We start from the raw sequence: 20,727 nt of genomic DNA, 5'->3' as shown, positions 1-20,727 counted from the left end.
CCGGGCCGCCGTTTCCCGGAAGCGGCGGTCTGCTGTAGCTCTTGGTGATCGCCGGATGCGAGAAGTCGGATCCGGCTTTTCCGCATCCGGCCCATAGCCGCAATGGAGACCCCGATGACCGCGACGCATGACGGGCACGCCGACGTCCTCTGGTTCCTGCCGACCCACGGCGACGGCCGCTATCTCGGCGCCCAGGAAGGGGCTCGCGCGGTCTCGATCGACTACCTCCGGCAGATCGCCCAGGGCGCCGACGAGCTCGGCTATTACGGCGTGCTGCTGCCGACCGGGCGGTCCTGCGAGGATTCCTGGATCATCGCCTCGGCGCTGGCGCCGCTGACCAAGCGGCTGCGCTTCCTGGTGGCGGTGCGGCCGGGCCTGATGGAGCCCTCCGCGGCGGCGCGCATGACCGCGACCCTCGACCGGATCTCGGACGGGCGCCTGCTGATCAACGTCGTCACCGGCGGCGATCCGGTGGAGCTGGCCGGCGACGGCGTGTTCCTGTCCCATGACGAGCGCTACGTCGTCACCGACGAGTTCCTGACGATCTGGCGCGGCCTGCTCTCGGGCGAGACCGTGACCTATCAGGGCCAGCATCTGCGCACCGAGAACGGCCGGGTGATCTTCCCGCCGGTGCAGAAGCCTTATCCGCCGCTCTATTTCGGCGGCTCCTCGCCGGCCGGAATGGAAGTCGCGGCCGAGCATTGCGACGTCTACCTCACCTGGGGCGAGCCCCCGGCGCAGGTCGCGGAAAAGATCGCCGCCGCGCGGCAGGCCGCGGAGGCCAAGGGCAAGACCTTCTCCTACGGCATCCGCCTGCACGTGATCGCCCGTGAGACCGAGGCCGAGGCCTGGGACGCCGCGGAGAAGTTGATCTCGAAGCTCGACGACGCCACCATCGCGAAGGCTCAGGAGACCCTGAAGCGGCAGGATTCGGTCGGCCAGAGCCGGATGATGGCGCTCCACGGCGGCTCTCGCGAAAAACTCGTGGTCTCGCCCAACCTCTGGGCCGGGGTCGGGCTGGTGCGCGGCGGCGCCGGGACAGCGCTTGTCGGCTCGGCCGATCAGGTCGCCGACCGGATGAAGGAGTATATCGATCTCGGGATCGACCGCTTCATCCTCTCGGGCTACCCGCATCTCGAGGAGGCCTACCGCTTCGCCGAGCTGGTCTTCCCAAAACTGCCCCTGCGCGCCACCACGGGCCGGCCGGTCGGCAACGCCCGCAACGACGGCCCGTTCGGCGAGATCGTCGCCAACGACATCGTGCCCACCCGCCGCGTCGGCGCGCACTGACCGGTCGGACCTTCCTGCCCGGCGGGTGCGCGCATCCGCCGGGCGCGCGGTCATCCCGGGCGGGGCCCAGAAAAACCCGGTGCGCCCCCGGAGTTCTTGTCGTGCACACATGGCCGGGCTGCACCGTCGCCATCCCGGCGTCATGGTGGTGCCATCGTTGGCGCTCATCCGCCGGCTCCATCACCGTGCGGTCCGCTCACGCGGTCATCGGCTAATGACAAGGATATCCATGACTTCGACCAAGGCGGTCCTCCTGACCCTCGGTCTCTGCCTCGGCTCGGCCGCGGCGCTCGCCGAGCAATCCCCGGCCCGCGAGGCGCTCAAGCAGCACTGCACCGGCGACTACATGGAGTATTGCAGCGCCTACGCGCCCGGCGGCCCGGAGGTCGAGGCCTGCTTCAAGACCAATCTCAAGAACCTGTCGCCCGGCTGCTCCGCGGCGATCACCGCCTACAAGCAGGAGAAGCGGGCGACCAAGCGCGTCAGCGAAGTGCGCTGAGCCCGCTGCTGCGACACCTGTCCGGGAGGCATCCCGTCATTGCGCACGGAGCGAAGCAACCCAGCGTGGCGCGGCGTTTGGGCCTGTCGTGCTGCCCTGGGTCACTTCGCTGCGCTCGTGATGACGGTGCGTGATGACGGTGAAAGTGAAGTTTTTTAAGTGCACCGCGGTGCTTCGGTGAGCGGCGAATACCGGGAGATGTGCAACTGCTCCTTAGAAATCCGCTCGCAATAATGCATTCCATGCGCCGATGACAAGCAAGAATCGATTTACGTCGCCACTATTTCTATTAATTTTTACTTTGTAAGCATTATAAAAAATCTCGAAACATCAGACGCGTGACATTCCTGCACTTTCCGAGACCGCGCGCGGCATTAGCCTCCGCTGTGCCGAAAATCGGAGATTGCCTCGTGTCCACTGCACGTTGTTTCGCGAAAAATCCTCTCACGCGCGTTCTGGTCCTGGCCGTGCTGGCGGCCAGCGTCGCGGCCTGCGCGACCAAGCCGCCGGCCGAGCCGGTGCCGCTGGTGAAGAAGGGCTGAGCGCCGCATCCCGACGGGCGCAATTCGGCTTCGGGACGATAACCGAGCGCCGCCCCGGATCCGGGGCGGCGTTCTCAGGCGGCGTCACCGCACGGCGATGCCCAGCGGGGCTGCGCGGCAGTTGAGATGGGCCGGGTTGGTCGAGACCACGCCGGCATTGCAGCCGCCTTGCAGGCCGACATAGAGCGGCGTCCCGCCCGCGCCGGCGGCCGCGAGGTAGCCGATCGGGCGCGTGCCGGCGTCGAGATGGTGCGGGTTGTTGGTGACCAGGCCGGCATCGAGCCCGGCCGCGGTGCCGGCATAGACCGGCGCGTCGGCGGGCGAGGAGGGCTGCGCCAGGGTCGCGCCGATCGGAGCCGTGGCGCAGCCCTTGTAGCCCGGGTCGATCGTCACCTCGCCGGCGTTGCAGCCCTGCTGTGTCCCGACATAGAGCGCCACGCCCGGAGCCCGCGCGGCAGCCGCTTGGGGCGCGGGGATGGCGGGGAGGGGAGCCGGCCGGCCGCCGGTCAGGGCCGCCCGCAGGGCGACGAGGCCCGCCCGGACATCCTGCAGCGTGCCGATCACCACGTAGCACGTGTAGCTGTGCGCTCCCGCCGAAACATTGTTCTCCCGGAAGGCGCAGTTCCACTTCACCGTGGCGTTGCCCGCGCCCGTCAGGGTCGAGAAGTCGAACCGGCCGTAGCCGGCATTCGGCACCGTTGGCTGGGGGAGGGCGGGGCTGTAGACGCCCATCGCCCGGGAGCCGTCGGGAGTGGCCAGGATCACCGGCACGGCCTGCTCGCCCGGCCCAGCGGAGAGCGACGCGGACTGGCCGGTGACCGGGTCGAGGCTCCAGAACGCGGTGAAGTCCGGCGGCATATAGGCGGTGGCCGCCTCGAAGGTCGCCGATTCATGGGGTTGCGCGGTGATGTAGGTGGCGCGGTACGCGATGGCGTTGGCCACGCCCGCCGCGCCCAGGGTGACGGTCTTGGCCAGGATGTCGTCGGAACGGGCCCCGGCATGGGGGCCGGGGCCCTTCGGGCAGCTGCCGGTGACGCGGCCGGGCTCGATCCAGTAGGCCATCTGCGCCCGCGTCTGGAGGGTGTCCGGGCCGACCTTCAGTTCGGTGAGCAGGGTCGTGCTGCGCGGGCCGGTGCCGTCGGAATCGCTGCCCGCCTCGGTGGGGTTCAGGCACTCGCCGTAGCCGTCATAGGACGAGGCCGATTGCAGCTCGCGGCCGTGGTCGTGGGCGTTGATGAACTGCGTGCCGCCCCAGGTCAGGCTGTCGATGGCACCGCCGGTCCGGGACGAGACGCCGACCGCGATCGGCGATCCGTTGAAGGCCCGGCTGATCGTGGCCCGGCCGCCCGGCTCGGGCCAGGCGATCGACGGGGTATCCTCGGCCTGCGCGGCCCCCGCGAGGCCGGCGAGCAGGAGCGCGGCGCGCAGGGGACGGGGCAGGCGGGTCGAGGCGGACATCGGCGGCTCCTGTGGGGGGCCGGCTTAGAGCATGACGCGGGGGAGGGGAATCCGGCCCCGGACTCGCCAAGCGGCACACGGCGATCGTTCCGGTAGAGTGGATGAGACCTGCGTCCCGCATGAGTCCAGTCCCGCCATGACCGGTTGAAACTTGGACGGAACCGTCTCCCGACCGTCGCGGCCGGCACGATAATTTAAGTCCCGCGCTGTCATCGGGTTGGAAGGCTGCGGCCGCGCCTGACTCCCACCGTTCCGCTGCGCCTGTGCGCGCGGCCGCCGGGGATCTGCTGCAGCGGCCGGGATCGAACCTTCGGAATACGGATGCCGTGCCGATGACAACCACCGATATGGTCTCCGCCGGCAGCGGGCAGCCGACCGAGGGGCGCCAGGCGCTGGTCCGCACCGCGCGCACGATCGCGGCGGCGGCGGTGGCCGCCATGGTGCTGCTGCTCGATCTCATCAGCTTCTCGCAGCTGATCTTTTCCGGCCCGCTCGCGGAGAGCCGCGTCGCCGGGATGTCGGCGATGCTGGCGGCCTACGTGCTGGGCAGCCTCGTCTTCGTCGCGCTCCGGCGGACCGTGCTGGTGTCGCTGTCCTTCATCGGGGCGGCCGCAATCGTGCAGGCGGCGATCGCCGCCGCGGTGGCCGGCGCGCTGCGGGACGCGGGCATCACCGATCCCGCCACGGTCGGCCGGATCGTGCTCGTCGCCTGCGGGGTCTCGACCTTCGCCACCGGCCTCGTCTTCGCGCTGCTCGGCACGCTGCGCGCCTCGCTGCTGGCGCAGCTCCTGCCCTACCCGGTCCTGACCGGCTTCCTCGGCGGCGTCGGGCTGCTGTTCCTGAAGAGCGGCGTGCAGATCGGCGCCCATCTCGACGATCCCGCCGCCGCGCTGCTGGGCCTGCTCGACCCGGCCATGCTCGACCCGAGCCGGATCGACCTCGGACTGCTCGGGCGCATCGCCCTGTCCGTCGTCATCGGGTTCTGCGCCTTTTACCTGCCCCGGCGCATCAAGCATTGGGGCACTTACCCGACCGTCATCCTGGCGAGCCTCGTCGTCGTGCATCTCGGCCTGGCCTGGCAGGGCATCGACACGGCCGCCGCGCAGGCCGCCGGCTGGCTGATCGAGGCGCTGCCCACGGGATCGCTGCTGCAGGCCCCGGCCGCGATGGCGCTCCAGGCCCTCGACCCCGCCCTGCTCCTGCCGATCCTGCCCCGGATCGCCACCGAGATCGTGGTCGCGGTCATCATCCAGATCCTCTACGTCATCAGCGTCGAGCTGGAGATGCGGCGCGAGCTCGACATCGACCGGATGTTCGTCGCCTCGGGCGCGGCCAACCTGGTCGGCAGCCTGTTCGGCAGCCCGGCCATGGGGTTCGGGCGGACCTCGACGCTGCTACTGCACAATATCGGCGGCAGCCATTGGCTCGGCTGGTGGCTGACGCTCGCCGTGATGGCGGCCTTGCTGGTCTTCGGCGCGAGCCCGCTGGCGCTGCTGCCGCGGCCGCTCGCCGGGGGTGCCCTAATCGCCATCGGGCTGGGCCTGCTGGTCAACCTCGCGCTCGCCTGCCGGACCTTCCCGGTCTGGGAAACCGGCATCGCCCTGGCGGTGTGCGCGGCGACCGCCCTGTTCGGCGCCACCGTGGGTTTCTTGGTCGGCGTCGTGCTGGCGATCCTGATCTTCGCGGTCCAGTACGGCCAGATCCCGGCGGTGCGCCGGGCACTGTCCGGCTCGGAGCGGCGCAGCAGCGTCATCCGCGCGCCCGACACCGCCGAACTGCTGCGCGAGGCCGGGGACCGGACGCGGATCTACGCCCTGCAGGGCTACCTGTTCTTCCTCAACGCCCAGACGATCTATCGCCGGGCCGCCGCCGAACCCGGCACCCTGCGCACCCTGATCCTGGATTTCCGCGATTGCGTCGGGCTCGACAGCTCGGCGCTGATCGCGTTCCGCAAGATCAGTCAGCTCGCCGAGCAGCGCGGCTTCGACGTGCTGCTGGTCCATCTGGGCCCCGCGGCCCGCAAGCAGGTCGAGCGCGGCGGCCTCGCCGGGCCACGGCTGCGGACGCGCGCCACCCTGGACGAGGCCCTGCGCGAGGCCGAGACGCTGCTGCTCGCCGAGGCCGGATCCGGCGGGGAGGGGGCCGTCGCGCTGTTTGCCGAGCACATAGCCGACCGGCTCGGCTGCGCCCTCGCGCCGGCCGATTTCGCGCCGTATCTCGGCCTCCGCACTCTCGCGGCGGGAGAGGCGCTGCTTCGCCAGGGCGAGGCGGCCGACAGCCTGTACTTCCTCGAGCAGGGCGTGGTCTCCATCGAGATGGAGGTACCCGGCCGCCCCAACCTGCGCCTGCGCACCACCACGGCCGGCACGGTGATCGGCGAGATCGGGCTGGTCCAGGGCGGACGCCGCACCGCCACCGCCCTCGCCGAGACTCCCTGCCGGGTGGTCGGCGTCGACCGGGCCGCCCTGGCTCGGATGGAGCGCGAGCGCCCGGACCTCGCGCTGTCCCTGCAGCGCTTCCTGATCCTGGAACTCGCCGGCAAGGTCGCCGACACCAATTTGCTGCTGGAGGCCGAGCTGACCTGAGACTCCAATCGCTCTACCGGGCTGCCGCCAGCACGGCGGCGAGCCCGATATGGGTGACCTGGTGCAGGAACTGATCGATCCCGATCAGCCACCAGAACCGGGCATCGGTGGCCGGGAAGTGGGTCCGCTGGCCGACCAGGGCCTTGCCCCGATCGATGCCCGTGTGGATCGCGAAATCCACGAGCGCCAGCCACCACAGGGCCGGCTTGACCGCCAGGGCGATCAGCAGGGTCCCGAGTCCGTGCAGGCCGGTATGGGCGCAGAGCGGCCCGGCCCAGGCCGAAGCCCGCTCCTTGCCCTGCGCCATCCAAGTGGTCTGAAACAAGAAATCCGCCGCGAGGTGCTTCACCGCGAAGGCGACGAGCAGGAGCGCGAAGGCGCCCACCGGAACGGGCGTGTCGACGGAAGGCATTCCGGCCCTGTTTCTCCCGGCGCGACTGCGCGTCGAATCGTAGCCCCCTTCTCATACACCCGGCCCGCATCCCTGGCAGCGTGATGGCGCACACGGAGGATCGGGTTTCCAAAGGGCTCGCAGCCCTTTGGCCGGGTTCGGGGGCGGAGCCCCCGAGATCCACAGGCGTGAGACCGGTCGGGATGATGCTTCAAACCGTGAGGATGACGCGCCCCGTCGTGCGTCCGCCCTCCAGATCGGCATGGGCCCGGGCCGCGTCCCGGAGGTCGTATGCGGCCCCGATCGGGCTGGTCAGGCCGTCTTGCAGGGCCGCGATCAGGTCGGCGCTGCCGCGGCGATACAGGTCCGGATCGTTGGCGTAGGCGATCACGCTCGGCCGCATCAGGGCGACCGGACGGCCATTCCCGAGCGTCTCGACGCGGACAGGCGGGATCGGGCCGGCCGGCTGGCCGAGGCTCGCCACGAGCCCGAACGGCCGGACCGCCGCGAAGGTCCGAGGCAGCATGCCGCCGCCGATGCCGTCGATCGCCAGATGCACGCCCTGCCCATCCGCCAGGGCTCGGGTCCGCTCGGCCCAGTCGTCCGCGCCGTGCAGGAGCACGGCATCGGCCCCGGCCTCCAGCGCCAGCGCACGCTTTGCCTCGGAGCCGACCGTGCCGATGACATGCGCCCCGAGGCGCTTCGCCCAGCGGGTGACGATCTGGCCGAGCCCACCGGCGGCGGCGTGGACCAGGATCCAGTCGCCGGGCCCGACGGCCCGGACCTTGTGCAGCAGCATATGGGCGGTCAGGCCGCGCAGCATCGTGCCGCCGACATCGCGGTCGGGGAGGGCGTCGGGCAGCCGCACCAGGCGCTCGGCCGGCAGGATCCGCGCCTCGGCATAGGCCCCCATCGGCTGACCGTGATAGGCGACCCGGTCGCCGGGCTTCAGCGTCGCGACACCCGGGCCGACCGCCTCGACCGTCCCGGCCCCCTCAAAGCCCAGCACCGCCGGATAGGCGTCGAGCGGGTAGAGGCCGGCTCGAAAGTAGATGTCGACGAAATTCACGCCGATCACGGAGTGCCTAATGCGAACCGCGTTCGCGCCGGGTTCGCCGACGTCGATCTCGGTCGCCGTCAGGACTTCCGGCGCGCCGGGCCCGGTCATCATCATTGCTGTCGTCATGGTCCACCTCCTGCCCGGACAGCGAACCGTGTTTTGATCTGTGAGAGAATTCGGGATCTCTTCACCGGTCCCGTGCGAAACTTCACCGATGGTCGATTGGCAGGACCTCCACCACTTCGCGGTGCTCGCCCGGGCCGGCTCGCTCTCGGCCGCGGCGCGGGACCTCGGCGTCGACCACGCGACGATCGGCCGACGGGTGGCGTCCCTCGAGGACGCCCTGGCGCTGCGGCTGATCGAGCGCCTGCCCCGCCGGGTCGCCTTGACCCCGGAGGGGACCGCCATCGCGGCCCTGGCCGCCGAGATGGCCGGGACCGTGCAGGCGATCGAGCGGCGCGCCCGGGGCTACGCGGCATCGCCGGTCGCGACGGTCCGGATCAGCGCGCCGCCCGCCTTGGCGGCCCGTCTCATCGCCCCGCAGGTCGCGAGCTTCCACCGCGCGCATCCCGGAATCACCCTGGTCCTGTCCGGCGCCGCACGGATCGCGGCGCTCGATCGCGGGGAGGCGGAGATCGCCGTACGGCTGACTCGCCCCGACGACCCGGATCTCCTGATCCGCCGGATCGGCGTGATGCGGTTCGGGCTCTACGCGACGCCAAATCAGGCAGCGAAGCCCCCGGCGGACTGGACGTTCATCGGCTACGATTCCGCCCTGGAGCATGTCCCCCAGCAGGCCTGGCTGCGGAGCCTGCTCGCGGGCCGGCCGATCGTGTTCCAGGCGAGCGATCTGTTCGGCCAGCAGGAGGCGGCCCGGGCCGGCCTCGGCGCCGTCGTCCTGCCCCGTTTCCTCGGGGACGGCGATGCAGCGCTCATCCGCCTCCCGGTCGAGCCAAAGCCGCCGCCCCGGGATGTCTGGCTCGTGACCTATCCCGACCTGAAGCGCTCGCCCGTGATCCGCGCGGCGCTGGCGTTTCTGGCCCGGGTGATCGGCCTCGGATGCCCGGTCGCTTCGCCAGTGGAGTAGATCGGGACGCCGCGCTTCAGAACGCGGCCTCGCCATAGCCGAGCGGCGTGACGCGGAAGACGAACCGGATCTCGGCCTCGGCATCCGGCAGCGCCAGGGCGCTGACCGGCCCAGCGATGATCTTGCCGTCCCCTTCCGACCGCGCGGCATAGCGGCCTCGGCAGCCGAGCGCGGCCAGAGCGCACAGGACGTGCCGGGCCGCGCGGGGGCGCCAGGCGCCGTTCTCGCGGAGCCAGAGGGTTTCGTCCGCGGGCCAAAGTCGGACGGGACGCCGCGGCCCGCGCGGCCGGGGCGCGATCACGTCGAGGATGGTTTGGAGATTCACGAGCGGACGCCCCAGGCCGCGGCGTGGAGCGCCCGGAGGCTGCCCGCCGGGATCGCCGGACGGATCCGGGGCGCGGGTGCGACCGGACCGATGGCGACCAGCCGGACCAGTTCGGCGGCCAGCCCGGTATAATCCGCGAGGTGCACGCCGTCCGGATGGAGACCCGTGCGGGCGAGCCCCGAATCATCGTCGCGCAGGGCCGCGAACGGATCGAAGAAGCTGTGGCCGCCCGCCCGGCAGACCGCTTCGAGGCGGTCCGAGAAGGCCGCGACGGCGGCGGGATCCCGGCCCGTCGCCCAGGCGCCGATCGGCGGGATCGCGGCGACAAAGACCTGCGCCGACCAGACCTCTAGGATCCGCAGGATGCGCCGGACCTCGGCCTCGAACCGGCGCTCGGTGGAGGCCCGCTCCGGGTGCCGCCAGCGCAAGATGTCGTTGGTGCCGATGATCAGCACCGAGACCGCGCAGCGAACCGGGGCCCGCAGGTCCGCGAGATGGGCCGCGCAATCGGCCGCAATGCTGCCGCCGATGCCGAGATTGATGCAGGGCCGGCCACCGAAATCCGGCGTCCCGAGGAACTCGACATGCGAGTTGCCGGCCAGGATCACGCTCTCCGGCGCGGCCTTGCGGAGCGACGCGCGCAGGGCCGGCCCACGCTCGGCCAAGCGGTTTCGGACGCACCGCCCATGCCGCCAATGCCGGGCGGCCGTCGCGATCCAGGGTGCGTGCATGGCGGTCCTGAGCAGGCATGAGGAATCGGTCGCGCCCGGGGCTGCCCGGGCGCGGGGATGCGGCGTGAACTGTGTCGAGACCGTGCCGCCGGCCAGATGTCCTGGTGTTACGGCCGCAGAAACACGTGTTTACTTTCGATCATCGGCATCACGACAAGCAGAACTCGACGCGACAACCATCGATGACTTCGTCCTGCATATGTGGGAATTTTTCACACGTCAACGGCTGAGCTGTCGGAACGGCCTTCCGGACTTCACGATCCCGCGCTACGCCGGGGCTCCGACGAGCGGGGGGGAGCCAGGATGATCAAGGATCGCGTCTACATCGTCACCGGCGCGGGCTCGGGGCTGGGCGCCGCGGTGGCGCGCAGCCTCGTGGCTGCGGGTGCCAGCGTCGTGGTGGCCGACATCGCCCGAGAGGCCGGGGCCGGGGTGGCGGCGGAACTCGGCGCGCAGGCGCGCTTCGCGGCCACCGACGTCACCAGCGAGGCGGACGGTCAGGCGGCGGTCCAGGCGGCGCTGGACGCGTTCGGGCACCTGCACGGGCTCGTCAACTGCGCCGGGATCGCGCCGGGCGAGAAGGTGGTTGGCCGCGACGGCCCGCACCGGCTCGACAGCTTCGCCCGGGCGGTGTCGGTCAACCTGATCGGCACGTTCAACATGATCCGGCTGGCCGCCGCGGCGATCGCCCGGGAGGCGCCGGACGCGGAAGGCGCCCGGGGCGTGATCGTCAACACCGCGTCGGTCGCTGCCTTCGACGGGCAGATCGGGCAGGCGGCCTACGCGGCCTCGAAGGGCGGCGTGGTCTCGATGACCCTGCCGATCGCCCGGGAGCTGGCCCGGCACGGCATCCGGGTCGTCACCATCGCGCCGGGCATCTTCGAGACGCCCATGATGACGGGGATGCCGCAGGAGGTGCAGGACGCGCTGGGCCAGAGCGTCCCGTTCCCGCCCCGGCTCGGCCGCCCGTCCGAATACGCCGACCTCGTCCGGCACATCTGCGAGAACCCGATGCTGAACGGTGAGACGATCCGCCTGGACGGGGCCCTGCGGATGCCGCCTCGCTAAGAGCGCTCTAGCCGATCGAGACGCTGGTGAGGAGTTCAGCGGCCCGGCGCACCTCAGTGACGATCAGCTCCTCGCTCGGGCCCTCGATCGGCATGTCGGACAGGATCGCCGCCACGTCGCGCTTCACGTCCTCGCGGATCTCCGGGTTCTCCTCGGACAGGCGCCCGATCAGCACACCCAGGACGATCTCCAGGGCGGAGAGCTTCGCGTGCACGCGGGTGAAGTCGTCCAGCGGTTCCGGCTCGTTCGCGTTCATGAGGTCTCCCGGTGTCGGGACGCCGCACCGTCCGGATGACGGGCGACGCCTCGGGCCAGCCATACGCTCCCGTGGCCCGCCCGGTCGATCCCAGGACGCGCCGCGCTCATGCGGCCGCGCGCTCGGTCCAGGCGGCCAGCGCCGCTTCGACGCCGGCGCCCGGCGGGACGGAAAACCCTTCCGCGCGCAGGACCGCCTCCAAGGCGCCCAGGGTGATCAGCACCTTGTGCTTGCGGGCATTGTAGCCCATCGCGCCGATCCGCCAGACCTTGCCGGCCAGCGGCCCGAAGGCGGTGCCGATCTCGATCTCGAAATCCTCCCGCATCCGCCGCCGCACCGCCTCGCCGTCGATCCCGTCCGGGATGTGGAGCGCGGTGACGTTGGTCATCCGGTAGCGGTCGTCGCCGAACACGGTGAGCCCCATCGCCCGGATGCCCGCCGCGACCGCGCCCCCGGCGGCCGCATGCCGGCGGTAGCAGGCCTCCAGCCCCTCGCCCAGCAGCACCCGGGCGCATTCCCGGGCGCCGTACAGCATGGTGGTCGCCTCGGTGTGGTGGTTCAGGCGCTTCTCCGACCAGTAATCCATGATCATGGCGAGGTCGAAGTAGTTGGAGCCGATCCGGGCGCCTAAGCCGTCGTCGATGTCGTCCCGGCGGATGCCGTGCTCGACGTGGCGCCGGGAAAAAATCCGCTCGGCAGCCGCCGCCGAGACGGTGATCGGCGCCGAGCCCGAGGGGCCGCCGAGGCATTTCTGCAGGCCGCCGGTGACCACGTCGACGCCCCAGCGGTCGGAGGCGATCGCCATGCCCCCGATGGTCGCGGTGGCGTCGACATAGGAGAGGGCGCCGGCCCGGCGGCAAAGTTCGCCGAGCCCTTCGAGGGGCTGGGCCATGGTGGTGGAGGTGTCGCCGTGGACGGTCGCCACGACCTTTGGGCCGAAGCGCTCCACCGCGGCGGCGATGGCCTCCAGGGGCACGACCTCGCCCCAGGGCGCGTCCACGGTCTCGACCACGGCGCCGACCCGCTCGAGGATCTCGGTGAGCAGCAGCCCGAACCGGCCGAAATTGACCACCAGCACCCGCTCGCCGGGGGCGACCAGGCTCACCAGGGCCGCCTCGATCCCGGCCCGCGCCGTGCCGTCGACCAGAAAGGTCCAGCGGTTCTCGGTGCCGAAGATCGGGCGGTAGAGCGCCATCACCTCGTTCATGTAGGCGGTCATCTCGGGGTCGAACTGCCCGAGCAGGTCGGCCGACATGGCGCGCAGGACGCGCGGATGGGCATTGACGGGGCCCGGCCCCATCAGGAGCCGCTGAGGCGGGTCGATCTCGCCGATCTGCTCGAGCACGGGCTGGCTTCCTTCGCTGTTGCGCATTCCGGGCGGGGCGACGCAATCCGCTGGCCAGTCGCCTCCGGCCAGTCACCTCCGGCCATGTCGCGGTTGGGAGCGGTGCTAGGGTTCCGCGGCGCTTCGATCAAGCGGTGCGTTTTTTCCCAGGGGCGGAAACCCCTTTCGGGCCTCGGCGTTTCTCGGTCCCACAACCGAACCCGCAAAGGGAAACCCGCCATGATCAAACGCTTCGCCACCGCGGCCGGCCTGCTCGCGCTCTCGACGAGCCTCGCCCTGGCCCAGTCCGCCACCCAGACCGACAGCAACCTGAAGGAGTGGCAGGTCGCCAAGGTCGCCAAGGTCGGCCTCGCCCAGGCGCTGACCACCGCCCAGGCGCAGGGCGACGAGAAGGGTGGCCGCGCCATCGACGCCGATTTCGAGAAGGCCGACAGCAAGAACCCGGCGCATTACGCCATCAAGGTCGTCTACCCGAGCGGCAAGCTGGTGGAATACGGCATCAACGCCGATAGCGGCGCCCTGTACAAGACCGAGAACCAGCCGATCGAGCGCTACTTCACCCGGCTGAAGCCCGCCGACTTCCAGAACGCCAAGACCTCGCTCAAGGACGCGCTCGCCATCGCCGAGCAGAAGGCCGGCGGCGGCAAGGCCTACGAGGCCGAAGTCGAGAAGGACGGCAAGGCGGTGCAGTACGAGATCAAGGTGGCCGGCGCCGACAAGGAGCAGACGGTCAAGGTCGGCCCGGACGGGAAGGTGGTCGACTGAACGAAGAGCGGGCTGCGACGGCACTGCGCCGCTGCGGCCCGAACGCGTGAGGAACCGCTGCGAGAAATGCTCCTATCTCGCGAGCCTCAAGATTGCTGTCGTCCCCATCATCCACCCCGTCATCCCGGGGCCGCAAAGCGGAGCCCGGGATCCAGAAACGCCGACTTTTCAAAGTCTTGCGCCGTCGGCGGCTCTGGATTCCGGGCTCGCCTTCGGCGCCCCGGAAAGACAGGGTGGTTTATCCTGCTTCGGTAACGTCCTAAGTTTTCAGATACCCTTACGTAATCTCTCCAGCCCGCTCACCGCAAGGAACGCGCGCTATGGCTCGCACCTCGCCCCTGACCGATCCGGACGCCCCCATCCTGACGGATGATGCGCTGAACGAGATGCGCCCGGCGCGCGAGGTTCTGACCGCCGAGGAGTTTGCGGCCGTCTCGTCGGTCCGCAAGGCGGGACGCCCGGCATCGGCCAGTCCGAAGGTGCCGGTGACGATCCGGCTCGATCCGGCCACCGGCGACGCGTTCAAGGCGACGGGCCGCGGCTGGCAGACCCGGATGAACGCAATCCTGACCGAGGCCGTGAAGGCCGGGCGCCACGGATAAGCACCCCGCCGCTGCATGGTGTCGCCCCGCCGCCCAGACACGGAGCCGGGCGGTCGCCTCGGCAATTGCTCTCGGATCAGACCGCGGACCGGGAGCGCGAACATGGAATCAGGTACGCGGGACTCCCAAAAAATCCTCGGGACGGCCCATACCCGGGTCGAGGGACCCGACAAGGTCACGGGCCGGGCGCTCTACGCCTCGGACCGGCCCGGCCCGGAAACGACGGCCCACGCCGCCCTGGTCACCAGCACCGTCGCCCGGGGCCGGATCACCGGGTTCGACCTCGGCGCCGCCCAGCGGGTGCGGGGGGTGCTGGGGATCTTCACGCATCGAGAGTTCGCCGGGGCGGTGGCGCCGGTGAAGCACCTGATGGCTGGCGGCTACGCCAACAGCTCGCACCGGCCGCTGAATTCCGACGCGGTCGCCTATGCCGGCCAGATCGTGGCCCTGGTGGTGGCCGCCACCCAGGAAGCGGCCGAGGAGGCCACCGGCGCGGTCCGGGTCTCCTACGCGGAGGAGCCCGCCGCCGGCGGTTTCGACGCGCCCGGGGCCGAGACCGTCCGGCTGGCGGACCTCAAGGCACAGCACGCGGACATCGTCCGGGGCGACGCCGAGGCCGGATGGCGCGACGCCGCGATCCGGGTCACGGCGCGCTACGAGACCCCGGTCCAGCACCACAACCCGATCGAGCTGTTCACCACCCGGGCCGCCTGGGACGGCGACCGGCTCACCGTGCACGAGCCGACCCGCTATGTCGGCGCCGCGCAGCACGGGCTCGCGGTGCAGCTCGGCCTCGACCCCGCGCAGGTGCGGGTCGTGTCCGGGCTGATCGGCGGCCATTTCGGCTCGAAATTCGCCCTGTCACAGCACACGGCCCTGGTCGCCCTGGCGGCCCGGCGCCTCGGCCGGCCGGTCTCGCTGGTGCCGACCCGGCGGCAAGGCTTCACCATCGCCAATTACCGTCCGGAATCGCGCCACGCCATCCGGCTCGGGGCCGACCGCGACGGCCGGTTCACCGCCCTGGTGCACGAGGCCGAGACCGTGACCTCGCGGTTCGACCCGTTCGTCATGGAGGGTGCCGAGGTCACCGCCAGCCTCTACGCCTGTCCGGCGATCCGGACCGAGGAGCGGGCGGTGCGGGTCGACCGCAACACCCCGGGGCCGATGCGGGCGCCCCCGGAGGTGCCGTTCCTGTTCGCCCTGGAGAGCGCCGTCGACGAAGTGGCCGTGGCCCTCGGGATGGATCCGATCGCCCTGCGCCGGCTCAACGACACCGCGGTCGATCCGGTCTCCGGCAAGCCGTTCTCGACCCGGCCGCTGATGGCCTGCTTCGACGCCGGCGCGCGGGCCTTCGGCTGGGCGCGCCGGGCGCCGCATCCGGGGACGATGCGTGATGGACCTTGGCGGGTGGGCCTGGGCTGCGCGGCCTCGGTGCGGCCGGTGAAGATCGCGGCCGCGACCCTGCGGGTAAGGCTGCGTCCGGACGGGAAAGCGGAGGTCGCCTGCGCCCATCACGAGATCGGCAACGGCATCACCACGCTGCTCGCCATGGGCGCGGCCGAGGGCCTCGGCGTGCCGGTGGAGCGGGTAACCGTCCGGCTCGGCGACACGGCGCTACCGGCGGCCGGCATCTCCGGCGGGTCGAGCACGACCACGAGCCTGATGAACGCCCTGGCGCTCGGCTGCGGCCAGATTCGCGAGACCCTGGCGCAGGCCGCGACGGGGCAGGGCGGGCGCCTCGCCGGGCGGGATCCGGCCGTCCTGTCGCTCGCGGCCGGGCGGTTGTCAGCGCCGGACGGCACCGGCCTCGCGCTGGCCGACGCCGTCGGCCCCGCGGGGGTCGAGACGCTGGCCGAATTCGTGCCCGCGGGCGGCGACCGGGAGAAGGCGCTGGCGGCCCTGCGGCAGGGCCATATCGGGCTGGCCTTCGGCGGAGGCGGCCATGCCGTGTCTTGGGGCTTCGGCGCGCAGTTCGCGGAGGTCCACGTCCATGCCGAGACCGGGGAGATCCGGGTGGCCCGGCTCACCGGCGCCTTCGCGGCGGGGCGGATCCTCAACCCGTTGACCGCCAAGAGCCAGCTCACCGGCGGGATGATCTGGGGCCTCGGCTCGGCACTGCTCGAAGAGACGGTGCTCGACGGCGCCGCCTACCGCAATCCGGATCTCGCCGAGTATCTCGTCCCGACCTCGGCCGACGCCCCGGAGGTCGAGGCGCTGCTGGTGCCGGACCCGGACGATCAGGTCGACGCCCTCGGCCTCAAGGGCCTCGGCGAGCTCGGCATCATCGGCGTCAACGCGGCCATCGCCAACGCCGTCCACCACGCCACCGGGCGCCGGATCCGCAAGCTGCCGATCCGGCTGGAGGATGTGGCATAGGGTCGGACGCCCCTCCCGCCCGCTCTGCGAGCTAGGCGCCGGCGTTGTTGCAGACCGCGACGCGCCCCCTCTCCCGTGCGGGAGAGGGTTGGGGTGAGGGATGCGCCCTATCCGGAAAAACCTGGTCCCTCACCCTGTCCCTCTCCCGCACGGGAGAGGGGACCCGCGCCTTCTGCAAGACTGCGGCTACAGTCGAAACCTGAGTAGGCTGGAGTCACAAAGGGGAGGACAGAACTCCCCCACCCAAGCGGCGCCCCTACTCCATCGTCGGCGCGAGCTTCTTCACGCTCTGCACGTCCTCGCCGAGCCAGGCCGCGTTCTTGGCGGTGCCGTCGAAGGTCGCGCTCGTCTTGAACAGCTCGTACTTGCCCTCCAGCGCGTAGGGCTTGGAGCGCGACAGCAGCTCGGCCACGGTCGCCTTGTCCATCGGCTTGAAGGTCTTCACCGCCTCGAAGGCCTGGTCGAGGTCGCGCTGGTTCTGGATGCCGGTGATCACCACCGAGACCGGCAGGTTCAGCGAGAAGTGCAGGTATTCCAGCGGCTTGATCGGCGCGTCGGCCTTCAGGATCACCCCGTCGCCGAAGGTCTTCATGGCGAGCGGCGCGATGCCCTCGGCTACGAGGTGCGGCAGCACGAGATGGCCGAACGAGCGGAAATGCGCGTCCATCACGTTGAGCGGCATCTGGCAGGAATCGAACTGGAAGCCGCGCTCCTGCGCTACCGCCAGCATCTGCAGGTGGATGCGCGGGTCCTTGTGGCCGGTGAAGCCGATATAGCGCAGCTTGCCCTGCTTCTTGGCCTCGAGGAACCCCTCCATGGCCCCGCCCTCCGCGAAGACGCGGTCCGGGTCGTCGTAGCGCAGGATCTCGTGGTGCTGGACGAGGTCGATCCGGTCGGTGCGCAGGCGCAGGAGCGACTGGTCGATCTGCTTGAGCGCCTCCTCCTTGGTCCGCCCGTCCATCTTGGACATCAGGAAGACCTTATCCCGGTAGCCGCCCTGGGCGAGGGCCGCGCCCATGCGCAGCTCGGAGCGGCCGTCGTTGTAGTCCCAGCAATTGTCCATGAAGGTGATGCCGCGATCGACGCCGGCATGGATCAGCCGGGTCGCCTCGTCGTCGGTCACCGCGCTCTTGCCGAGGTGGAACCCGCCCATCCCGATCGCCGAGATCTTTTCGGAGGTTCGCCCGAACGCGCGATAGAGCATCTCGCCCCGGCGCTCGCCCGGATCGGTGATCAGCGGCAGGTCGGCCGGGTCCTGCGGCCGGGTGTTCGGAAGCGGCGGGACGCTCACGGCCGCACCTGCGCTGCCGGCGCCCGCGAGACCTGTTCCCGTGATCCCTGCGCCGAGCACGGCGCCTTGAAGGAAGCTGCGGCGTTCCATCGGATATCTCCGTTCGGACAGGATTGGGGTTCGGGCGGTAACGGGTGGCGACAGGTCATCGTTCGGCCTCCTGGGCGAGGCGACTCGCCGCGTTGAGCAGGCGCAGGGCGGCGCAGGCCGCGCCGTAGCCGTTGTCGATGTTGACCACCGTGATCCCGGGGGCGCAGCTCGCCAGCACCGCATCGAGCGCTGCGCGCCCGCCCGCGGCGACGCCGTAGCCCACGGAGGTCGGGACCGCGATCACCGCCCCGGCCACGAGGCCGCCGACCACGCTCGGCAGCGCCGCATCCATGCCGGCGGCGACGATCACCACCGGATGCGCCCGGATCTCCTCGAGCCGGGTGGTCAGCCGCCACAACCCGGCGACGCCGACATCGGCGAACAGCGTCGCGGCCCGGCCGGCATAGCCGAGCGTCCGCAGCGCCTCCCGGGCGACCGGGACATCCGAGGTGCCGGCCGCCACCACGGCGACCCGGGCCGGCCCCGCGACGGCCGGGGGCTGCCCGAACACCGCCGTGCGCGAGACCGGGCAATAGTCGAGCCGCGCCGTAACCCCGAGCCGGGCGCGCTTCTCCGGGTCGAGCCGGGTCAGGAGCAGCGAGGCGCCCCGATCTGCGGCCGCCATCAGGATCGCATCGATCTGCTCAGGGCTCTTGCCGGCGCAGAAGATCGCCTCCTCCAGGCCGATCCGCTCGGGCCGGGCGAAGTCGAGGGTGAATTCGTCCGCAACGCTCATGACGGGGAGGCTCCCGTCAGGAAGGCGCTGCCGACCCGGTAGGGCGCGAACCGGACCAGGCCGGCGAGCCGCGGCGGCGCGATCTCCCGGATGCCGGCCCCGAGTTTTTCGCGACTCTTCGGGTCGAGGGCGGCGAGGCTTCCGGCATCGAGCTCCACCACCACGCCCTCGGCGCGCACCCGGCAGCGCACGGCCCGCTTGGCGCCCGTCTCGGCGTCGAGGGCGCCCCCGACCAGCCGCTCGACCGCGTGGATGAAGCCCAGGGTCTCCGGCTCGATCGGGATGCCGGTCTCGACCCGGCTCGACAGGCACGGCGCGGACGGCAGCTCGGCCACGTTCCCGAGGCCGAGGTCGCGGGCGAGCGCCCGCACGGCCGCCTTGTCGAGGCCGGCCTCCACGTAGGGGTGGCGCACCCCGTGCTCCCGGGCGGCGTCGAGGCCGGGGCGGTACTCGCCGAGGTCGTCGCGATTGGCACCCGACAGGATCTGCCGCTCGGTGACGCTCCGGATCGCCCCGTACAGGTTGGTCTTGCAGAAGAAGCAGCGGTTCACGGGGTTCGCCCGGTAGGCCGGGTCGGCGAACTCGCCGGCCTCGATCACCCGCAGGTCCCAGCCCTCCCGGGCGGCCTCGGCCCGGACCCGCACGGTCGCCTCGCCGGGCACGGCCGGAGAGACCGCGTGGACCACGAGGGTCGCGTGCGGCGCCAGCCGGTGGGCGAGGGTGGCCAGCGTCAGGCTGTCGACCCCGCCGCTCACCGCCACCGCGACGGGCCCGAGTTCCGCCAGCACGGCTTCGAGTTGCACGCGCGTCACCGCTCCTCCTTCGTGATCTCTTGCAAAATCTCTTGCAAAGCGAGGCGCTCGGCCTCGCGGCGCAGGCGCGCCCGGTCGGCCTGGCCCGCCTGGTTCAGGGCGTCGTCGGCCTCGGCCTTGGCGGTGCGCCCCCCCGGCCGATCGACGACCTTGACCCGGACCGGGCGCCCCTCCGGCGCGACCGTCACGGCCTCGCGGTCGAGCACCGCGCGCGCGACCCGGTGGTGGCGCAGCCCGATCGTGGTGGTCTCGCGGAAGCAGGCACCGATCGCCGCCTCCAGGCTCTCGGGCTGCACCAGGGCCTGGATATGGGCCATCATCCGGCCCTTCTTGCCCAGGACCGGCATCTGCACGACGTCGAGGATTCCGGGCTCCGCGCGCAGGCGGTCGAGGCCCATGGCCAGGTCCTCGCCCGACTGGTCGTCGATCTCGAACGCGATGACCGCGAGCGCGCCCCGCTCCGGTCGGGCGGCGGACGCCTCGTCCAGCACCAGCGCGCGCAGGCAATTGCTGAGGCCCGGCAGCACCTTCGTGCCGAAGCCGATGCCGCTGCGCCCGATCGTGCCGGGGGGCCGGCCGCGCCCGGGCTCGGAGCCGCAGAGATGGCGCAGGATCGCCGCGCCTGTGGGCGTCACGCGCTCGCCCGGGATCCCGTCGTCGAGGGTCGGAAAGCCTTCGAGCAGGAGCGTGGTGGCGGGGGCCGGCACCGGCAGGGGGCCGTGCTGGGTCCGGACCCGCCCGGAGCCCAGCGGCAGGGCCGAGACGCTCCAGCTTCGCACTTCGAGCAGGGCGATCAGGTGGGCGGCGGCGACGATGTCGGCGATCGAATCGAAGGCGCCGACCTCGTGGAACGCCACCGCGTCGACCCCGATGCCGTGGACCCGGGCCTCCGCGTCGGCGAGGTGCCCGAAGATCGCCAGCGCATGCGCCCGGATCGCGGGGGCGAGATCCGCCCGCAGCAGCTCCGCGCGGATCTCGGACCAGGGCCGGTGGCCGTGATGGGAGACGTCGTGCGCGTGGCTGTGCGAGTGATCGTGATCGGGCTGATCGTGCCCGGGATGATCGTGATGATGGTGGTGGTCGCCATGCCGGTGCGGCGCGGGCGGCGTCTCCGCCCCGGGGGCCGAGACCGCGAAGCGCAAGCCCTGCAGGATGCCGTCCTTGTGGTCGGGTGCCGCGCAGGCGATGCGCGGATCGACCGCCCGCACGCTCGCGCGCACGCCCTCCAGATGCTCGGGAAAGGCATCCAGCAGCGCGGCGGCGAACATGTCGCCGGCCACGCCGCCGAGCGCGTCGAGGTGAATGTGCATGGTGTGTCGGTGGGCCCGAACCGGAATCCTGATGCCGCTCAGATCGGCCGCGCCCGGCTCAAGGCAAGGGACGCGGTCCCGATCCCGTCACGCGGCGTATCGCCGTCG

General features: G+C 71.4%; 20 protein-coding genes. 9 read left to right on the top strand and 11 right to left on the bottom strand.

Annotated elements, in window-relative coordinates:
- Positions 1-114 precede the first annotated feature (114 nt).
- The 3 genes from ssuD (at position 115) to MKK67_RS32705 (ending at position 2,331) form a co-directional block, all read left to right on the top strand.
- Positions 115-1,290, top strand: coding sequence for an FMNH2-dependent alkanesulfonate monooxygenase (gene ssuD / locus MKK67_RS25125; RefSeq protein ID WP_243970675.1), 1,176 nt, complete (start codon positions 115-117; stop codon positions 1,288-1,290).
- A gap of 229 nt (positions 1,291-1,519) precedes the next feature.
- Complete coding sequence (locus tag MKK67_RS25120) at positions 1,520-1,789, top strand: hypothetical protein (protein WP_243970672.1); 270 nt, start codon at positions 1,520-1,522, stop codon at positions 1,787-1,789.
- A 410-nt stretch (positions 1,790-2,199) separates the two neighbouring features.
- Complete coding sequence (locus MKK67_RS32705) at positions 2,200-2,331, top strand: hypothetical protein (protein WP_279594559.1); 132 nt, start codon at positions 2,200-2,202, stop codon at positions 2,329-2,331.
- Between the two features lie 84 nt (positions 2,332-2,415).
- On the opposite strand, the gene MKK67_RS25115 is transcribed toward MKK67_RS32705, so the two are convergent.
- Entirely contained in the window at positions 2,416-3,789 is a 1,374-nt protein-coding gene (locus MKK67_RS25115; RefSeq protein WP_243970670.1) for a hypothetical protein, read from the bottom strand.
- A gap of 332 nt (positions 3,790-4,121) precedes the next feature.
- Here MKK67_RS25115 and MKK67_RS25110 point away from each other — a divergent pair, with 332 nt between their 5' ends.
- Positions 4,122-6,374: a cyclic nucleotide-binding domain-containing protein gene (locus tag MKK67_RS25110; protein ID WP_243970668.1), complete on the top strand. Its 2,253-nt coding sequence runs from the start codon at positions 4,122-4,124 to the stop codon at positions 6,372-6,374.
- A 13-nt stretch (positions 6,375-6,387) separates the two neighbouring features.
- Here MKK67_RS25110 and MKK67_RS25105 read toward each other — a convergent pair whose 3' ends face one another.
- Positions 6,388-6,786 (bottom strand): DUF3307 domain-containing protein, encoded by a 399-nt coding sequence (locus MKK67_RS25105; protein ID WP_243970666.1) that lies wholly within the window; start codon positions 6,784-6,786, stop codon positions 6,388-6,390.
- A 190-nt stretch (positions 6,787-6,976) separates the two neighbouring features.
- Positions 6,977-7,951, bottom strand: a complete 975-nt coding sequence (locus tag MKK67_RS25100) for a quinone oxidoreductase family protein (protein ID WP_243970664.1) — start codon at positions 7,949-7,951, stop codon at positions 6,977-6,979.
- Between the two features lie 88 nt (positions 7,952-8,039).
- On the opposite strand from MKK67_RS25100, the gene MKK67_RS25095 reads away from it, so the two are divergent.
- Complete coding sequence (locus MKK67_RS25095) at positions 8,040-8,912, top strand: LysR family transcriptional regulator (protein ID WP_243970662.1); 873 nt, start codon at positions 8,040-8,042, stop codon at positions 8,910-8,912.
- A gap of 16 nt (positions 8,913-8,928) precedes the next feature.
- Here MKK67_RS25095 and MKK67_RS25090 read toward each other — a convergent pair whose 3' ends face one another.
- Both MKK67_RS25090 and MKK67_RS25085 read right to left on the bottom strand, forming a co-directional pair.
- Positions 8,929-9,237: a hypothetical protein gene (locus MKK67_RS25090; RefSeq protein WP_243970660.1), complete on the bottom strand. Its 309-nt coding sequence runs from the start codon at positions 9,235-9,237 to the stop codon at positions 8,929-8,931.
- Positions 9,234-9,902, bottom strand: a complete 669-nt coding sequence (locus MKK67_RS25085; RefSeq protein ID WP_243970658.1) for an SGNH/GDSL hydrolase family protein — start codon at positions 9,900-9,902, stop codon at positions 9,234-9,236. Before MKK67_RS25085 ends, MKK67_RS25090 begins: the two co-directional genes overlap by 4 nt.
- Before the next feature lie 369 nt (positions 9,903-10,271).
- Between MKK67_RS25085 and MKK67_RS25080 the strand changes: the two genes are divergently transcribed.
- Positions 10,272-11,036, top strand: a complete 765-nt coding sequence (locus MKK67_RS25080; protein WP_243970656.1) for a 3-hydroxyacyl-CoA dehydrogenase — start codon at positions 10,272-10,274, stop codon at positions 11,034-11,036.
- Positions 11,037-11,043: 7 nt separating this feature from the next.
- Here the strand turns inward: MKK67_RS25080 and MKK67_RS25075 are convergent, their stop codons facing one another.
- Together MKK67_RS25075 and MKK67_RS25070 are read right to left on the bottom strand one after the other, a co-directional pair.
- A complete protein-coding gene (locus MKK67_RS25075; RefSeq protein ID WP_147856313.1) occupies positions 11,044-11,292 on the bottom strand; it encodes a hypothetical protein in 249 nt (82 codons plus the stop codon).
- Between the two features lie 106 nt (positions 11,293-11,398).
- On the bottom strand, positions 11,399-12,637 hold the full coding sequence (locus MKK67_RS25070) for a pyridoxal-phosphate-dependent aminotransferase family protein (RefSeq protein WP_243970654.1): 1,239 nt from the start codon (positions 12,635-12,637) through the stop codon (positions 11,399-11,401).
- Between the two features lie 219 nt (positions 12,638-12,856).
- On the opposite strand from MKK67_RS25070, the gene MKK67_RS25065 reads away from it, so the two are divergent.
- The 3 genes from MKK67_RS25065 (at position 12,857) to MKK67_RS25055 (ending at position 16,380) form a co-directional block, all read left to right on the top strand.
- Positions 12,857-13,402, top strand: a complete 546-nt coding sequence (locus tag MKK67_RS25065) for a PepSY domain-containing protein (protein WP_243970652.1) — start codon at positions 12,857-12,859, stop codon at positions 13,400-13,402.
- Positions 13,403-13,722: 320 nt separating this feature from the next.
- Positions 13,723-14,004, top strand: coding sequence for a BrnA antitoxin family protein (locus MKK67_RS25060; protein ID WP_243970650.1), 282 nt, complete (start codon positions 13,723-13,725; stop codon positions 14,002-14,004).
- A gap of 102 nt (positions 14,005-14,106) precedes the next feature.
- Entirely contained in the window at positions 14,107-16,380 is a 2,274-nt protein-coding gene (locus tag MKK67_RS25055; protein WP_243970648.1) for a xanthine dehydrogenase family protein molybdopterin-binding subunit, read from the top strand.
- A gap of 256 nt (positions 16,381-16,636) precedes the next feature.
- On the opposite strand, the gene MKK67_RS25050 is transcribed toward MKK67_RS25055, so the two are convergent.
- The 4 genes from MKK67_RS25050 to MKK67_RS25035 are packed head-to-tail and all read right to left on the bottom strand — an operon-like array spanning position 16,637 to position 20,619.
- Positions 16,637-17,761 (bottom strand): aldo/keto reductase, encoded by a 1,125-nt coding sequence (locus tag MKK67_RS25050; protein WP_243970646.1) that lies wholly within the window; start codon positions 17,759-17,761, stop codon positions 16,637-16,639.
- Between the two features lie 55 nt (positions 17,762-17,816).
- Positions 17,817-18,497, bottom strand: a complete 681-nt coding sequence (gene larB, locus MKK67_RS25045; RefSeq protein ID WP_243970644.1) for a nickel pincer cofactor biosynthesis protein LarB — start codon at positions 18,495-18,497, stop codon at positions 17,817-17,819.
- Complete coding sequence (locus MKK67_RS25040) at positions 18,494-19,309, bottom strand: adenine nucleotide alpha hydrolase (RefSeq protein ID WP_243970641.1); 816 nt, start codon at positions 19,307-19,309, stop codon at positions 18,494-18,496. Before MKK67_RS25040 ends, larB begins: the two co-directional genes overlap by 4 nt.
- Positions 19,306-20,619, bottom strand: a complete 1,314-nt coding sequence (locus MKK67_RS25035) for a LarC family nickel insertion protein (protein WP_243970639.1) — start codon at positions 20,617-20,619, stop codon at positions 19,306-19,308. Before MKK67_RS25035 ends, MKK67_RS25040 begins: the two co-directional genes overlap by 4 nt.
- Positions 20,620-20,727 lie beyond the last annotated feature (108 nt).

It is taken from the genome of Methylobacterium sp. J-072, assembly GCF_022829425.1.
Taxonomy (GTDB): Bacteria; Pseudomonadota; Alphaproteobacteria; order Rhizobiales; family Beijerinckiaceae; genus Methylobacterium.
Note: the sequence above shows the minus strand (reverse complement) of the source record. Positions and strands in the feature narration are given on the sequence as shown.

Bases quoted from the DNA above. Each gene is read 5' to 3' on its own strand.
- MKK67_RS25115 (WP_243970670.1), bottom strand. From the start codon at position 3,789: ATGTCCGCCTCGACCCGCCTGCCCCGTCCCCTGCGCGCCGCGCTCCTG.
- MKK67_RS25110 (WP_243970668.1), top strand. From the start codon at position 4,122: ATGACAACCACCGATATGGTCTCCGCCGGCAGCGGGCAGCCGACCGAG.
- larB (WP_243970644.1), bottom strand. From the start codon at position 18,497: ATGAGCGTTGCGGACGAATTCACCCTCGACTTCGCCCGGCCCGAGCGG.
- MKK67_RS25120 (WP_243970672.1), top strand. From the start codon at position 1,520: ATGACTTCGACCAAGGCGGTCCTCCTGACCCTCGGTCTCTGCCTCGGC.
- MKK67_RS25065 (WP_243970652.1), top strand. From the start codon at position 12,857: ATGATCAAACGCTTCGCCACCGCGGCCGGCCTGCTCGCGCTCTCGACG.
- MKK67_RS25055 (WP_243970648.1), top strand. From the start codon at position 14,107: ATGGAATCAGGTACGCGGGACTCCCAAAAAATCCTCGGGACGGCCCAT.
- MKK67_RS25035 (WP_243970639.1), bottom strand. From the start codon at position 20,619: ATGCACATTCACCTCGACGCGCTCGGCGGCGTGGCCGGCGACATGTTC.
- MKK67_RS25075 (WP_147856313.1), bottom strand. From the start codon at position 11,292: ATGAACGCGAACGAGCCGGAACCGCTGGACGACTTCACCCGCGTGCAC.
- MKK67_RS25095 (WP_243970662.1), top strand. From the start codon at position 8,040: ATGGTCGATTGGCAGGACCTCCACCACTTCGCGGTGCTCGCCCGGGCC.
- MKK67_RS25080 (WP_243970656.1), top strand. From the start codon at position 10,272: ATGATCAAGGATCGCGTCTACATCGTCACCGGCGCGGGCTCGGGGCTG.
- ssuD (WP_243970675.1), top strand. From the start codon at position 115: ATGACCGCGACGCATGACGGGCACGCCGACGTCCTCTGGTTCCTGCCG.
- MKK67_RS25105 (WP_243970666.1), bottom strand. From the start codon at position 6,786: ATGCCTTCCGTCGACACGCCCGTTCCGGTGGGCGCCTTCGCGCTCCTG.
- MKK67_RS25100 (WP_243970664.1), bottom strand. From the start codon at position 7,951: ATGACGACAGCAATGATGATGACCGGGCCCGGCGCGCCGGAAGTCCTG.
- MKK67_RS25060 (WP_243970650.1), top strand. From the start codon at position 13,723: ATGGCTCGCACCTCGCCCCTGACCGATCCGGACGCCCCCATCCTGACG.
- MKK67_RS25050 (WP_243970646.1), bottom strand. From the start codon at position 17,761: ATGGAACGCCGCAGCTTCCTTCAAGGCGCCGTGCTCGGCGCAGGGATC.